Origin of the sequence: Mucilaginibacter aquariorum, assembly GCF_024498135.1 — a bacterium.
Lineage (GTDB): Bacteria > Bacteroidota > Bacteroidia > Sphingobacteriales > Sphingobacteriaceae > Mucilaginibacter > Mucilaginibacter aquariorum.
Map to the genome: position 1 here is coordinate 1 of NZ_JANHOH010000008.1, position 14,247 is coordinate 14,247.

General features: G+C 42.5%; 16 protein-coding genes. All 16 read left to right on the forward strand.

What is annotated here, in order from left to right:
- Positions 1-190 precede the first annotated feature (190 nt).
- The 16 genes from NPE20_RS20965 (at position 191) to NPE20_RS21040 (ending at position 14,244) form a co-directional block, all read left to right on the forward strand.
- Positions 191-562 carry an NADH-quinone oxidoreductase subunit A gene (locus NPE20_RS20965; protein WP_256540665.1) on the forward strand — a complete coding sequence of 124 codons (372 nt, stop codon included), beginning with the start codon at positions 191-193 and terminating at the stop codon, positions 560-562.
- Between the two features lie 190 nt (positions 563-752).
- Positions 753-1,295 (forward strand): NADH-quinone oxidoreductase subunit B, encoded by a 543-nt coding sequence (locus NPE20_RS20970; RefSeq protein WP_256540666.1) that lies wholly within the window; start codon positions 753-755, stop codon positions 1,293-1,295.
- Complete coding sequence (locus tag NPE20_RS20975; protein WP_256540667.1) at positions 1,295-1,798, forward strand: NADH-quinone oxidoreductase subunit C; 504 nt, start codon at positions 1,295-1,297, stop codon at positions 1,796-1,798. Before NPE20_RS20970 ends, NPE20_RS20975 begins: the two co-directional genes overlap by 1 nt.
- A gap of 5 nt (positions 1,799-1,803) precedes the next feature.
- Positions 1,804-3,015, forward strand: a complete 1,212-nt coding sequence (locus NPE20_RS20980; protein ID WP_256540668.1) for an NADH-quinone oxidoreductase subunit D — start codon at positions 1,804-1,806, stop codon at positions 3,013-3,015.
- Positions 3,008-3,532: an NADH-quinone oxidoreductase subunit NuoE family protein gene (locus tag NPE20_RS20985; protein ID WP_256540669.1), complete on the forward strand. Its 525-nt coding sequence runs from the start codon at positions 3,008-3,010 to the stop codon at positions 3,530-3,532. The genes NPE20_RS20980 and NPE20_RS20985 overlap by 8 nt, the downstream gene beginning before the upstream one ends.
- Before the next feature lies 1 nt (position 3,533).
- Positions 3,534-3,716: a hypothetical protein gene (locus tag NPE20_RS20990; protein WP_256540670.1), complete on the forward strand. Its 183-nt coding sequence runs from the start codon at positions 3,534-3,536 to the stop codon at positions 3,714-3,716.
- A 2-nt stretch (positions 3,717-3,718) separates the two neighbouring features.
- Complete coding sequence (nuoF, locus tag NPE20_RS20995) at positions 3,719-5,083, forward strand: NADH-quinone oxidoreductase subunit NuoF (protein ID WP_256540671.1); 1,365 nt, start codon at positions 3,719-3,721, stop codon at positions 5,081-5,083.
- Positions 5,084-5,218: 135 nt separating this feature from the next.
- Positions 5,219-6,217, forward strand: a complete 999-nt coding sequence (locus NPE20_RS21000; RefSeq protein ID WP_256540672.1) for an NADH-quinone oxidoreductase subunit G — start codon at positions 5,219-5,221, stop codon at positions 6,215-6,217.
- Positions 6,217-7,248 carry an NADH-quinone oxidoreductase subunit NuoH gene (gene nuoH / locus NPE20_RS21005; RefSeq protein WP_256540673.1) on the forward strand — a complete coding sequence of 344 codons (1,032 nt, stop codon included), beginning with the start codon at positions 6,217-6,219 and terminating at the stop codon, positions 7,246-7,248. Before NPE20_RS21000 ends, nuoH begins: the two co-directional genes overlap by 1 nt.
- Before the next feature lie 14 nt (positions 7,249-7,262).
- A complete protein-coding gene (locus NPE20_RS21010) occupies positions 7,263-7,760 on the forward strand; it encodes a NuoI/complex I 23 kDa subunit family protein (protein WP_256540674.1) in 498 nt (165 codons plus the stop codon).
- A gap of 63 nt (positions 7,761-7,823) precedes the next feature.
- A complete protein-coding gene (locus NPE20_RS21015; protein ID WP_256540675.1) occupies positions 7,824-8,333 on the forward strand; it encodes an NADH-quinone oxidoreductase subunit J family protein in 510 nt (169 codons plus the stop codon).
- Positions 8,333-8,662 (forward strand): NADH-quinone oxidoreductase subunit NuoK, encoded by a 330-nt coding sequence (nuoK, locus tag NPE20_RS21020; RefSeq protein ID WP_134336312.1) that lies wholly within the window; start codon positions 8,333-8,335, stop codon positions 8,660-8,662. Before NPE20_RS21015 ends, nuoK begins: the two co-directional genes overlap by 1 nt.
- A 99-nt stretch (positions 8,663-8,761) precedes the next feature.
- The gene (nuoL, locus tag NPE20_RS21025) at positions 8,762-10,666 is read left to right on the forward strand and encodes an NADH-quinone oxidoreductase subunit L (RefSeq protein WP_256540676.1); all 1,905 of its coding nucleotides are present in this window, start codon (positions 8,762-8,764) and stop codon (positions 10,664-10,666) included.
- A gap of 23 nt (positions 10,667-10,689) precedes the next feature.
- The gene (locus NPE20_RS21030; RefSeq protein WP_256540677.1) at positions 10,690-12,156 is read left to right on the forward strand and encodes a complex I subunit 4 family protein; all 1,467 of its coding nucleotides are present in this window, start codon (positions 10,690-10,692) and stop codon (positions 12,154-12,156) included.
- A 15-nt stretch (positions 12,157-12,171) separates the two neighbouring features.
- Positions 12,172-13,551, forward strand: a complete 1,380-nt coding sequence (locus NPE20_RS21035; RefSeq protein WP_256540678.1) for an NADH-quinone oxidoreductase subunit N — start codon at positions 12,172-12,174, stop codon at positions 13,549-13,551.
- Positions 13,552-13,605: 54 nt separating this feature from the next.
- Complete coding sequence (locus tag NPE20_RS21040) at positions 13,606-14,244, forward strand: DedA family protein (protein ID WP_256540679.1); 639 nt, start codon at positions 13,606-13,608, stop codon at positions 14,242-14,244.
- Positions 14,245-14,247: the final 3 nt, after the last annotated feature.

The window sequence follows — 14,247 nt, forward strand, 5'->3', positions numbered from 1 at the left end:
TGCTGAACAACCTGCAATTTAAAGGCAATACTGTAATCGCGCTGACTGCGCCTTGTGATACTGTTTTCCTGTTTTTTCATATTAAGTCAACTTAGCTGTCAACTTATTTCAGGACGGGACAATAAGTACTAAAAGGCCTCTTCTAAAAAAGAGGCCTTTTTTATTATGCGCTCATTTGTATATTTGCACCATGGAATTAAAAAGTTTGCCGGTTAATTATTTGCCCATCATATTCCAGATGCTGGTAGCTATGGGTTTTGTTGTTACAACCATGTTTGTAACCCACAAAATAGGCCCTAAGCGTGTTACAAAAGATAAGCTAACCCCCTTTGAATCGGGTATCGAAGTTATTGGGAACGCACGTACCCCAATGTCTATCAAATACTTCCTGGTAGCAATACTGTTTGTTTTGTTTGATGTGGAAGTTATATTTATGTATCCATGGGCAGTTAATTTTCGTGACCTGGGTAGAGAGGGGATGATAGAGATGTTCATATTTATGGGCACACTATTAGCCGGCTTTTTCTACATCATAAAAAAGGGCGCATTAAACTGGGATTGATCCCTCAAGCCTGCCGGCAGGTTTGGGCACTAATTAAATCTTTCAGCCGGAGGAGATTGAGAGGCTGAATTAGTTTAGATTGATTCTAAATATATTTCATAACCTTCATAGTGTATTTGTTACAGCGTATTTTATTGTAAATTTGTAAATCAGTTTAATAGCTGATTTAATATTATTTGATAGGAATTTAATGAGTGATATTCAAATAGTTGAAGCCCCCGCGGGTGTTGAAGGGTCGGGGTTTTTCGCCACCAAGCTTGATCAGGCAGTGGGTTTGGCGCGCTCGCACTCCTTATGGCCATTGCCGTTTGCTACATCATGCTGTGGTATCGAGTTTATGGCCACCATGGCCTCCCATTACGATTTAAGCAGGTTTGGAGCCGAGCGTTTGAGCTTTTCGCCGCGCCAGGCCGATCTTTTAATGGTAATGGGTACGATATCAAAAAAAATGGGCCCGGTTTTACGTCAGGTTTATTTACAAATGGCCGAACCTCGTTGGGTTATGGCTGTTGGTGCCTGTGCATCAAGTGGTGGTATATTTGACACCTACTCTGTTTTGCAGGGTATTGACGAAGTTATCCCGGTAGATGTTTATGTGCCTGGTTGCCCTCCACGCCCCGAAGCTATTATTGATGGTTTTATGGCTATCCAAAAGTTGGTACAAACAGAAACTTTGCGCAGGCGCGAAGAGCCTAAGTACCAGGAGCTGCTGGCTAAATACGGAATTCAATAATGGGTAAGATAGCAAACGAAGAGCTTTTACAAAAGCTAAACGATAAGTTCCCCGGTCAGGTTGCCCAAACAGGTGCCGATTTCGGCTTGCTTACTGTAGAAACCAATAAAGAAAGCATTAACGCTGTATTAAGTTTTTTAAAAGCTGATGCCACGCTGCAATTTATCTTTTTAACAGATCTTACTGCTGTACATTACCCCGAACTGGAAAAACCTATCGGTGTAGTTTATCACCTGCACAGCCTTACTACAAATACACGCATCCGTATAAAAGTTTTCCTTTCATTGGATGACCTGCATATCCCAACTGCTTCAACCATTTGGGATGGCGCTAATTGGATGGAACGCGAGACATACGATTTTTTTGGGGTGATATTTGACGGGCACCCCGACCTGAGAAGGATACTGAATGTTGATGACATGACTGTATTCCCGATGAGGAAGGAATTCCCACTGGAAGATCCAAACCGTATTGATAAAAAAGATTACTTTTTCGGGAGATAATATAAATGCAGAATCACCCAGTATATACCGATAACGACCCGCAAACCGAGTATTCTACACTCAACCTGGGCCCAACGCACCCCGCTACGCATGGTGTGTTCCAGAATGTGTTACAGATGGATGGCGAACGCATTGTTAGCGGTGTATCAACCATAGGCTATATACATCGTGCATTTGAAAAAATTGCCGAGCATCGCCCATACTACCAGATAACACCCCTGACCGATCGTTTAAACTATTGCTCATCGCCCATAAATAATATGGGATGGCATATGACGGTTGAAAAACTGTTGAATATACAAATGCCAAAACGTGTTGATTACATGCGTGTAATTATCATGGAACTGGCACGGATAACCGATCATATTGTTTGTAATTCAATTTTAGGTGTTGATACTGGCGCATTAACGGGTTTTACTTATATGATGCAATATCGCGAAGCGGTATATGAGATATATGAGGAGATCTGCGGATCGCGCCTAACCACAAATATTGGCCGGGTGGGCGGTTTCGAGCGTAATTTTAATACAATAGCGTTTGCTAAAACACGCAAGTTTTTAAAAGATTTTACTCACGGACTAAAAGAGTTTGAAAGCTTGTTTAACCGTAACCGCATATTTATAGATCGTACAAGAGGTGTTGCAGCCGTTACTGCCGAAGCAGCTTTAAGTTATAGCTGGAGCGGCCCTATACTGCGTGCGGCAGGTGTCGATTATGATGTGAGGGCAATGGAGCCGTACTCATCATACGAAGATTTTGACTTTGAAGTACCTGTTGGCGATAATGGCGATGTTTATGCCCGCTTTTTAGTACGTAACGAAGAAATGTGGCAAAGCATGCGCATTATAGAGCAGGCTTTAACTAAAATAGAAAAAGAACCGTCGGATATATTCCACGCGAATGTACCTGCGTTTTATCTGCCTCCAAAAGAGGAAGTATATAATAACATGGAAGCTTTGATCTATCACTTTAAAATTGTGATGGGCGAAGTGGAAACCCCTAATGCCGAAGTATACCACTCGGTTGAAGGTGCAAACGGTGAATTGGGCTTTTACCTGGTTAATGACGGTGGCCGCTCGCCATACCGTTTACATTTCCGTAGGCCAAGCTTTATCAATTACCAAATGTATGCGCCAATGAGCCAGGGTATGTTATTATCTGATGCTATTATTAACATGAGTAGTTTAAACGTTATAGCCGGAGAGTTAGATGCTTAGTGTACAGGATACCAATACGCCGGTAACATTTTCGCCGGAACTGATCAGCAAATTTGCTGATGTGGTGAGCCGTTACCCCGCGGGGAAACAAAAATCGGCCTTGCTGCCTATACTGCATTTGGTACAGGCCGAATTTGGCTGGACCAGCGTACCCGCAATGGATAAAGTTGCCGAATATCTTTCTATCCAACCGATAGAAGTTTATGAGGTAGCATCGTTTTACACCATGTATTTTTTAAAGCCGCAAGGCAAGTACATGTTAGAAGTTTGCCGTACCGGCCCCTGCGAAATTGTTGGTGCAACGCCAATAATGGAGCATATAGAAAAAACGCTTGGCGTTAAAGAGGGTGATGTTACCCCCGATGGCTTATTTAGCTGGAGAGGTGTAGAGTGCCTTGCTGCATGTGGCTTTGGCCCTGTGTTGCAAATTGGCCCCGAGTATACTTTTTACGAGAATTTAACCACCGAATCTGTTGATAAACTGATTGGTGACCTAAAAGCAAAAGGTAACAATTAATATGAAAGACAAGGCCAGGTTAATTAGTTGGGATATTGCATTAGTGACGGGCATTTTGCTTTTCATGTTTCTGCAACTGCCCGGGCATTATAACCTGATAGTTGGTATAACAACTGTTCTGATACTTTCAAACTGTATAAAAAATCATATTGCAGCTTACAAACTAAGCGGTAAAATATATTAGTAATGGCACGTAAATTACTTTTAGAACATATAAACGTACCCGGCATCAATACATTTGATGTTTACCGCTCAAAAGGCGGTTACGCTGCTGTTGAAAAAGCACTGAAAACTTTATCGCCCGATGATGTGGTGGAAGAAGTTAAAAAATCGGGCTTGCGCGGCCGTGGTGGTGCAGGTTTCCCTACCGGGATGAAGTGGAGCTTTTTGGCCAAGCCGGAAGGTGTTGAGCGTTACCTTGTTTGTAACGCTGACGAATCTGAACCCGGTACATTTAAAGATCGTTATTTAATGACCTATATCCCTCACTTATTAATAGAGGGGATGATAGTTGCCAGTTATGCGCTGGGCGCAAAAACTTCATACATATACGTACGTGGCGAAATGATGCCGCAGATCCGTATACTGGAAAAAGCGATTGCCGAAGCAAAGAACAAAGGCTTTTTAGGTAAAAATATTTTAGGCTCGGGTTACGACCTGGAGCTTTACGTACAACCGGGTGGTGGTGCTTACATTTGCGGCGAAGAAACCGCTTTGTTAGAATCACTGGAAGGTAAACGTGGTAATCCAAGAATAAAACCTCCGTTCCCGGCTATTGCTGGTTTGTATGGCTGCCCTACGGTAGTAAACAACGTAGAATCTATCGCTGCGGTAGTGCCTATCATTAACGAAGGTGGCGATGAATATGCAAAAGTTGGTATTGGCCGTAGTACCGGTACTAAACTGATATCGGCAGGTGGTAACCTACGCAAACCGGGTGTTTACGAAATCGACCTGGGCTTACCGGTTGAAGAATTTTTATACAGCGACGAATATTGCGGTGGTATTGCCAATGGCAAACGTTTGAAAGCGGTTGTTGCAGGTGGTTCATCAGTGCCAATTTTGCCTGCTAACCTGTTCCTGAAAACCATTAATAACGAGCCACGCTTAATGAGCTATGAATCATTAGCTGATGGTGGTTTTGTTAGCGGTACCATGATGGGCTCGGGTGGTTTTATAGCGTACGACGAAGACCAGTGTATCGTTAGAAACACCTGGAATTTTGCACGTTTCTATCATCATGAAAGCTGTGGCCAATGTTCGCCATGCCGTGAAGGTACCGGCTGGATGGAGAAAGTTTTACACCGCCTGGAATATGGCCACGGTAAAATGAGCGATATGGACCTGTTAGTTGATGTGTCTAAAAAAATTGAAGGTAATACCATTTGTCCGCTTGGTGACGCGGCAGCATGGCCGGTGGCCAGCGCGATACGCCACTTCAGGGACGAGTTTGAATGGCATGTAACGCATCCGCATGAAGCAACAACAAGGAACTTTGGAATAGCACATTACGCAGATCCGCTTCCTAAGTTGGAAGAAGCGGCGAGTTAAAAAGTCAAAATTAAAAAGCGTTGTCAGTCTGAGCTTGTCGAAGACTAATTCGCTAATGCTTCGACAAGCTCAGCATGACAAAGTATAAGAATAATAAGCGCCTGAAGGCGACAAAAAATAAAGGACGATAAGTCAATGAAAGTTACAATAGACGGATTTCCTATTGAAGTAGAAGCCGGGACAACCATACTAAACGCCGCAAGGATGATAGGTGGCGATATTGTCCCGCCTGCTATGTGCTATTACTCCAAGCTGGAAGGCACTGGTGGTAAATGCCGTACCTGTTTGGTGCAGGTAAGCAAAGGTTCTGAAAAAGATCCGCGCCCTATGCCAAAGCTGGTAGCAAGCTGCCGTACTACAGTAATGGATGGCATGGAAGTAAAAAACATTACTTCGCCGGAGGTTATTGAAGCACGTAAGGGTGTGGTAGAGATGTTATTAATAAACCACCCGTTAGATTGCCCGGTTTGTGACCAGGCAGGCGAGTGTCATTTACAAGATCTGGGTTACGAGCACGGTGCTGCCAAAACCCGCTACGAGTTTGACCGCCGCACATTCGAAAAGATTGACATAGGCGATAAAATTCAATTACACATGACGCGTTGCATACTTTGCTACCGTTGTGTATTTGTTGCCGACCAGATAACCGATCACCGCATCCATGGGATCTTAAACCGCGGCGATCATTCAGAAATATCTACCTATATACAAAAAGCAGTTGATAACGATTTCAGTGGAAACGTAATTGATGTTTGCCCGGTAGGCGCTTTAACCGATAAAACATTCCGCTTTAAAAACCGTGTTTGGTTCACCAAACCTGTTGAAGCACATCGCGATTGCGAAAACGAAAAATGTGGTGGTAAAGTTACCCTTTGGTACAAAGGCGAGGATGTTATCCGCGTAACTGCACGTAAAGATGAATACGGCGAGGCAGAAGAGTTTATCTGCAATACCTGCCGTTTTGATAAAAAGAAAACCAGTGACTGGGTGATAGAAGGTCCGCGTAAAGTGTCGAACAAATCTGTTATCAACTCAAACCACTACGATACGCTGCACCCGCTGCCCGTTGTTAAAACCAACCCGGTATTGATAGAAGCGAATAAAGAACAATTTGAAAGGGAGACTCGCCTGTAATGGAATTAGCAGACATTGCCATAAAATTTGGCCTCATCATTATTATATTCCTGATTAGCCTGGTAGTAGCCATGTACTCTACCTATGCCGAGCGTAAAATTGCGGCATTTTTTCAGGACAGGGTTGGCCCTAACCGTGCCGGTCCGTTTGGTATTTTACAGCCCCTGGCTGATGGTGCCAAAATGTTCATGAAGGAAGAGATCATCCCTACCAACGCAACACCATTCCTGTTCATCGTTGGCCCATCATTAGCTATCCTAACTGCCTGTATTGGTTCGGCAGTTATTCCATGGGGGCAAAATTTAGTAATTGGCGGCAGGACCATCCCCCTACAGGTTACAGATATTAACGTAGGTATCCTGTATATTTTTGGTGTAGTATCACTTGGTGTATATGGTGTAATGATAGGTGGCTGGGCATCAAACAATAAATACTCTTTATTGGGCGCTATCCGTGCGGCATCACAAAATATCAGTTACGAAATTTCAATGGGGCTTTCTATCATCGCCCTATTAATGGTTACCGGTACGTTAAGCCTGGGCGAAATTGCTCAGCAACAACACGGCTGGCATTGGAATGTGCTATATCAACCGGTAGGTTTCCTACTGTTTATGATCTGCGCCTTTGCCGAAACCAACCGTACACCGTTTGATTTACCTGAGTGCGAAACCGAATTGGTTGGTGGTTATCATACCGAGTATTCGTCAATGAAACTGGGTTTTTACCTGTTTGCCGAATACATTAACATGTTTATATCATCGGCAGTAATGGCTACCTTGTATTGGGGTGGTTATAACTACCCGGGGATGGACTGGGTTACCGCTCACACAGGCCCGGCTATCGGCCCGCTGATTGGTACGGCAGTGTTTTTTGCTAAGATATTCCTGTTCATCTTCTTCTTTATGTGGGTACGTTGGACAATCCCGCGTTTCCGTTACGATCAGCTGATGGACCTGGGTTGGAAGGTATTGATACCATTGGCCATAGCAAATATTGTTGTTACCGGTATTGTTATTACTTTTTTTAGTTAAGCGAGAGGAATTAAATGGAATCATTAAGTAATAAGAAAAAGCAAATAGTAGTAAAGCCGCTCAATTTTTGGGAACGTGCTTACCTGCCTGCTATTGTGCAAGGTTTATCAATTACGATGAGCCACTTTTTCAGAAAGCCGGTTACTATACAATACCCGGAACAAAAGCGCGAGTTTTCTGAGAATTACCGCGGCCTGCACTCGCTTAAACGCGATGAGAATGGTGCGGAGCGTTGTACTGCCTGTGGCTTGTGCGCATTATCGTGCCCTGCAGAAGCTATTACCATGACAGCTGCCGAACGCCAGAAAGGTGAGGAGCACTTGTATCGCGAAGAAAAATACGCGGCCGTTTACGAAATTAATATGCTGCGTTGTATTTTCTGCGGATTATGCGAAGAGGCTTGCCCTAAAGAAGCGATATACCTGGATGGTGATATCATTCCTTCGGATTACCTGAGGAAAGATTTTATTTACGGTAAAGACAAATTAGTAGAACCACCTTTAAATCAATAACAGAAGTTTTATACCTTTGCCCCGCAGCTTTTAGCAGGGCAAAAGTATATTGTAAATATAAACATGAGTACATTTTACTTCATCGCGTTTTTATCCATATTTTTTTCAATACTGGTTATTTCTGCAAAAAACCCGGTGCATAGCATACTGTACCTAATACTTACCTTTTTTACTTTCACCATTCACTATATATTAATGAATGCCCAGTTTTTGGCTATCGTAAACTTTATTGTTTACATGGGTGCCATATTGGTATTGTTTTTATATACGCTGATGCTGATAAACCTGAATAAGGAAAGTGAACCGGTTAAACCATTTATGGTGAAGATCGCCGCAGTATTTGGTGGTGGTATTCTAGCTGTAGCGCTGGTATCGTCCCTGAAATCGTTAGGTGTATCTGACCCGGTAGTATTAAAGAACCCCGAGCTTGGCCTGGTAAAAAACCTGGGTAAAGTATTATTCAACGAATTTTTGTTACCGTTTGAAGTATCCTCGGTATTGCTGTTATCGGCAATGGTGGGCGCTGTACTGCTGGCAACAAAAGATCCTAAAGAACCTAAAGCAACCATCTGATGGAAAGTTTAACCCAAACCATTCAAGCGGTGCCGCTTAACCATTACATTTTATTAAGCGCTATTATATTTTCAATAGGGGTAATGGGTGTTTTATTACGCCGTAACGCTATTGTGATATTTATGTCGGTTGAGCTGATGCTTAACTCGGTTAACCTGTTGCTTACCGCCTTCTCGGTTTACCGTGGCGATGCATCCGGGCAAGTTTTTGTATTTTTTATTATGGCATTAGCAGCGGCAGAAGTTGCAGTAGGGCTGGCCATTATAGTAATGATATACCGCAATACCAACTCTATCGATATCAACGTATTGAACAGGTTGAAGTGGTAAACTAACAAAATTGTCATTCTGAGCGGGAGCGAAGAATCTATCGGTGAGTAGATGCTTCACGATGTTCAGCATGACAAAAAAGAAATTTAACGTATATAAATGGACAATTTGATCTGGCTTATTCCTGTACTACCCTTAGCCGGTTTTGTTATAAACGGACTTGGGCGTAATACCCTGTCAAAAAACCTTATCGGCGCTATCGGCAGTTTGCTGGTACTGGTTGCATTTGGTTTAAGTGTTGCTACATTCTTCCAGATAAAAAACTCGGGCGTACCTGTTGAGGTTACGTTGTTTGACTGGATCAGCGTTGGCAGCTTTAAAATTCCTTTTTCCTTTTTGATAGATCAGCTAAGCTCCATAATGCTACTGATTATTACCGGTGTGGGCTTCCTTATTCATTTATACTCTATCGGTTATATGCATGACGATAAAGGCTTTGGTAAGTTCTTTTCTTACCTGAACCTGTTTGTTTTCTTTATGCTGCTGCTGGTAATGGGAAGCAACTATGTGGTAATGTTTATTGGCTGGGAAGGCGTAGGTTTATGCTCATACCTGCTTATCGGTTTCTGGTATACCAATCCAAACTATGCCGAAGCTGCCAAGAAAGCCTTTGTAATGAACCGTATTGGTGACCTTGGTTTTTTGCTGGGCATCTTCCTTTTAGTAAATACATTTGGTAGTGTTGCTTACGCGGATATCTTCCCTAAAGCACCAGCCGCTGTTGCAGCGGGCGCGCCAATAGTATTAATAACCATGCTGTTATTTATAGGCGCGGTTGGTAAATCGGCACAATTGCCGTTATTTACCTGGCTGCCAGATGCAATGGCCGGCCCAACACCGGTATCGGCATTAATACACGCCGCTACCATGGTTACCGCAGGTATCTATATGACTGCCCGCTCTAACATCCTGTTCACACTGGCTCCTGATACTATGGAGGTAGTTGCCATTGTTGGTTTAGCTACCGCGGCATTTGCAGCATTGATAGCTTTAACACAAACAGATATTAAAAAGGTACTGGCCTATTCAACCGTATCGCAATTGGGCTATATGTTTTTAGGTTTAGGCGTTGGCGCTTATACCGGTGCGTTCTTCCACGTGTTAACCCATGCATTCTTTAAGGCATTATTATTCCTGGGTGCAGGTTCTGTTATCCATGCCATGGGCGGTGCGCAGGATATGCGCAAAATGGGCGGACTGAAAGGTAAGATCAAAATTACTTTCATTACCATGCTTGTGGGTACCATCGCTATCGCGGGTATCCCTCCATTCTCTGGTTTCTTTTCAAAAGACGAAATTTTGGCCGCGGCCTTTGCACATAGTACAACATTTTATGTAGTGGGTGTTATCACCGCTATGCTTACCTCATTCTACATGTTCCGTATGATGTACCTGACCTTCTGGGGTAAATTCCGTGGAACACATGAGCAGGAGCATCACTTGCATGAGTCGCCCGCCAATATGACCATACCACTTATTGTGCTGGCTATACTATCGGCTATTGCAGGTATGATAGGTGTACCGGCAGTTATGGGGGGGCACCACGAATTAGGCGCTTACCTTGCACCTGTATTTGAGGCATCAAACAAAATATTGGGCGAACATGAACTAAGCCACAATACCGAATGGATCCTGATGGGAACATCGGTGTTTTTAGCGCTGATAGCAATGGGTTACGCTTACAGCAAATATGTACTTAAGGCTGGTGTGCCTGTATCTGATGAAGATGAGCGCCCGGCATTGTCAAACCTGTCCTATAACAAATTCTATATCGATGAATTGTATGACAAGGTTATCCGTAAGCCGTTGGATGCTATATCGGTGTTCTTCTACAAAGTAATTGAACTTTCGGGTATTGATGGATTTGTGAACGGCCTGGGTAAAGGTGCTTTAGAGACAAGTAAAGGCCTGCGCCTGTTGCAAACAGGTAACGTAGGTTTCTACATATTTATGATGGTGGTAGGTATTATCGCCATTTTGGTGTACAGTTTAATTAAAATATAAGCGCTTAGCGTTTACCATATAAAATGACGGTTAGCATTTTACTTTTTTTACCGATTGTTGCAGCACTTTTAGTACTGTTGTTTAAGAATGAGACAGTGAAACACGCGGCGCTGTTCTTCGCCCTTGTGGAACTTGGCATAGCCGCTTACTTTTTAGCAGGTTTCGTTCCAGATGCATCTGTACAATATGCCATTGACGCGCCATGGATTCCAAAAATGGGTATTTACTTTAGCGCGGGTATTGATGGTATCAGCATGATAATGGTATTATTGACCACTGTACTTGTACCGCTTATCATACTTACCACGTATAAACACGAGTATAAAAACGCTAAAGCATTTTATGCGCTGATATTGTTTATGCAGGCTGGTTTGTTAACTGTATTTACAGCGCTTGATGGTTTCCTATTCTACGTTGGATGGGAAGCGGCACTAATACCGATCTATTTTATCTGCGCGTTATGGGGCGGTGAAAACCGCATCCGCATCAATATTAAATTTTTCATTTACACTTTTGCCGGTTCGTTATTTATGCTGTTGGGTATTATTTATCTATACCTGCAAACACCAGCGAAAGTGTATGATCTTAGAGGGTTTTACGATCTTAGCTTAACGCTAACGCAGCAATCGTGGGTGTTTTGGGCGTTCTTTATAGCGTTTGCTATTAAAATGCCAATATTCCCTTTCCATACCTGGCAGCCGGATACTTATACCGAAGCGCCATCAGCCGGTACTATGATGTTATCGGGTATTATGTTAAAGATGGGTATCTACGGTGTTATCCGCTGGTTGATACCAAACGCGCCTGCGGGTTTCCTGCAATGGCAAAATCTGGTTATCATATTATCAGTAATTGGTATTGTTTATGCTTCACTGATTGCCTTTAATCAAAAGGATGGTAAGCGATTGGTTGCTTATTCATCTATCGCCCACGTTGGTTTGATAGCTGCCGGTATCTTCGCGTGGACAACACAAGGTGTACAAGGCGCCATGATACAAATGCTTAGTCACGGTATAAATGTGGTAGGTATGTTCTTTATCTGGGATATCATCAGCCGCCGTTTAAACACCCGCGATATTAGCCAGATGGGTGGCATTGCCAAAGTAGCCCCGAATTTTTCTATCGCGTTTTTAATTATCCTTTTAGGCACAGTAGCCCTGCCATTAACAAACGGTTTTGTGGGCGAGTTTCTATTACTGAAAGGCGTATTTAACTACAATATTTGGTTTGCCGCAGTTGCAGGGTTAACCATCATATTTGGCGCGGTATACATGCTGCGTATGTACAAGAATGTAATGCAGGGCGAAACCAATGAACTAACAGCTATTTTTACCGATATAAGCGGTTCAGAGAAGTTGGTGCTTGGAATTATCTGCGTGTTAATCATCGGTATAGGAGTGTATCCGCAGCCTATTCTGCATATATCAGAAGCGGCGGTTACCAATTTGGTTAACACAGTAAGTGCAAAGTTTAATAATGCTCAATTTTAATACAGATATAAATAAATGACCACACTAATAATCATATCTGTTTTACCCATCGTAATATTATACCTGGGTTTATATAAAGTTCAAAAGGCCTTATTGCCGGTAACCGTTGTTGGTTTACTGGCGGCTTTAGGCGCTGCTGTAATGCAATGGGATAATAACGCCGAGCCTATTTATCACGGCATGATGCTGTTCAATAATTTCTCGGTTGCGTTTTCTGTTGTAAGTATTGTTTCTACGATATTGATATTATTACTTTCTAAAGGATATTTTGAAAGGATAAGCAATCATATTGCAGAATATTATGCTATAATCCTGTTCTCGTTGGTGGGTATTATTGTAATGGTATCTTACCATAACTTAACTATGCTGTTCATCGGTATCGAGATCATGTCGGTTAGTTTATACATCCTGGCAGGGATCCGTAAAAGCGATTTCGCGTCAAACGAAGCAGCTTTAAAATACTTTTTAATGGGAGCATTTTCAACCGGCTTCCTGCTATTCGGTATCACATTGATATATGGTTCTTCCGGTTCATTTGATCTGGATGTGATCCGTGACTGGGTAGTAACTCATCCTCGTAATATCGACCCGTTATTTTACACCGGGATAATGCTTATTATTATTGGCCTTTGCTTTAAGGTTGGTGCTGCGCCCTTTCACTTCTGGACACCGGATGTATATGAAGGTGCACCTTCGTTGATCACTTTGTTTATGTCTACCGTGGTTAAGGTGGCAGGTTTCGCGGCATTCCTGCGTTTATTCTCTGCTTGTTTTTTAACTATTGCAGGGTTCTGGACACCGGTATTATTGGTTATTACCATCATCACTTTATTTATTGGCAACATAACTGCCCTGTATCAGCAAAGCTTTAAACGTATGATGGCTTTTTCGAGCATATCACATGCGGGTTATCTGTTGTTTGCCATAGTGGCTTTAGGCGCAGGTTCTGCTAATTCAATATTTGTATATGCTACGGCCTATTCAATCGCTTCTATTATCGCCTTTGGCGCCCTTATCCTGGTAAGGCAGCAAACCGGCAGCGATAACTTTGAAGGCTTTAACGGGCTGGCAAAAAAGAATCCTTTCCTGGCGTTGGTACTTACGGTAAGCATGCTATCATTAGCAGGCATACCGCTTACCGCTGGTTTTATTGGTAAATTCTTCATGTTTAGTGGTGCATTGGCACATTATAATTTCTGGCTGGTAATTATTGCGGTAGTAAACGCTATCATCAGCATATTTTATTATTTCAGGGTTATTATTGCTATGTACTTCCGTAGTGCCGAACGTGCCGAGGTTGAAGTGCCGGCTTATTACAAATTTGTTTTAGGCTTTTCTGCTGTCGTAACTATCGTAATTGGTATCTATCCTACGTTTATATCCAGTCTTATTTAATAAGGGCGTTAACTACAATTTGATTTAATATTTGTAGTTTTACGGATATAGTTAATGGAAAATATTTGGGAATACCTTCAAAATTTAACCGACGCGCAGTCTATTCTAAGTAGCGGTGGTTTTTATCTGTTGCTTATAGTGGTATTTGCCGAAACCGGGTTGTTTTTTGGGTTCTTTTTACCGGGCGATTATTTACTGTTTCTTGCAGGCCTATTAAGTGCCGCCGGCATTATCCAGGTTCCTATATATACCTTAGTACTTTCGTTGATAGCTGCAGGGGTTTTGGGTAACTATACAGGCTACTGGTTTGGCTACCGAACGGGGCCGGTATTGTTCAATAGGAACGATTCTTTCTTTTTTAAGAAACGCTATATAGCCGTAGCCGAAGAGTTTTACGCCAAATATGGTGGTATGGCTTTGATTTTAGGCAGATTTTTCCCCATAGTTAGAACATTTGCCCCTATATTTGCAGGTGTTGTACGGGTCGACCTTAAAAAGTTTACTATTTACAATATTGTAGGCAGCGTAGCTTGGGTAACAACCTTAACCTTAACCGGTTATTTTTTAGGCAGGCGCTTCCCCGAACTAAAGGATTATCTGCAGTACATAGTACTTGGTTTGATAATTATTACATCAATTCCGCTGATTATTGCCTTTGTGAGAAAACGGTATGCAAAATCAAAAGAACAATAAAAT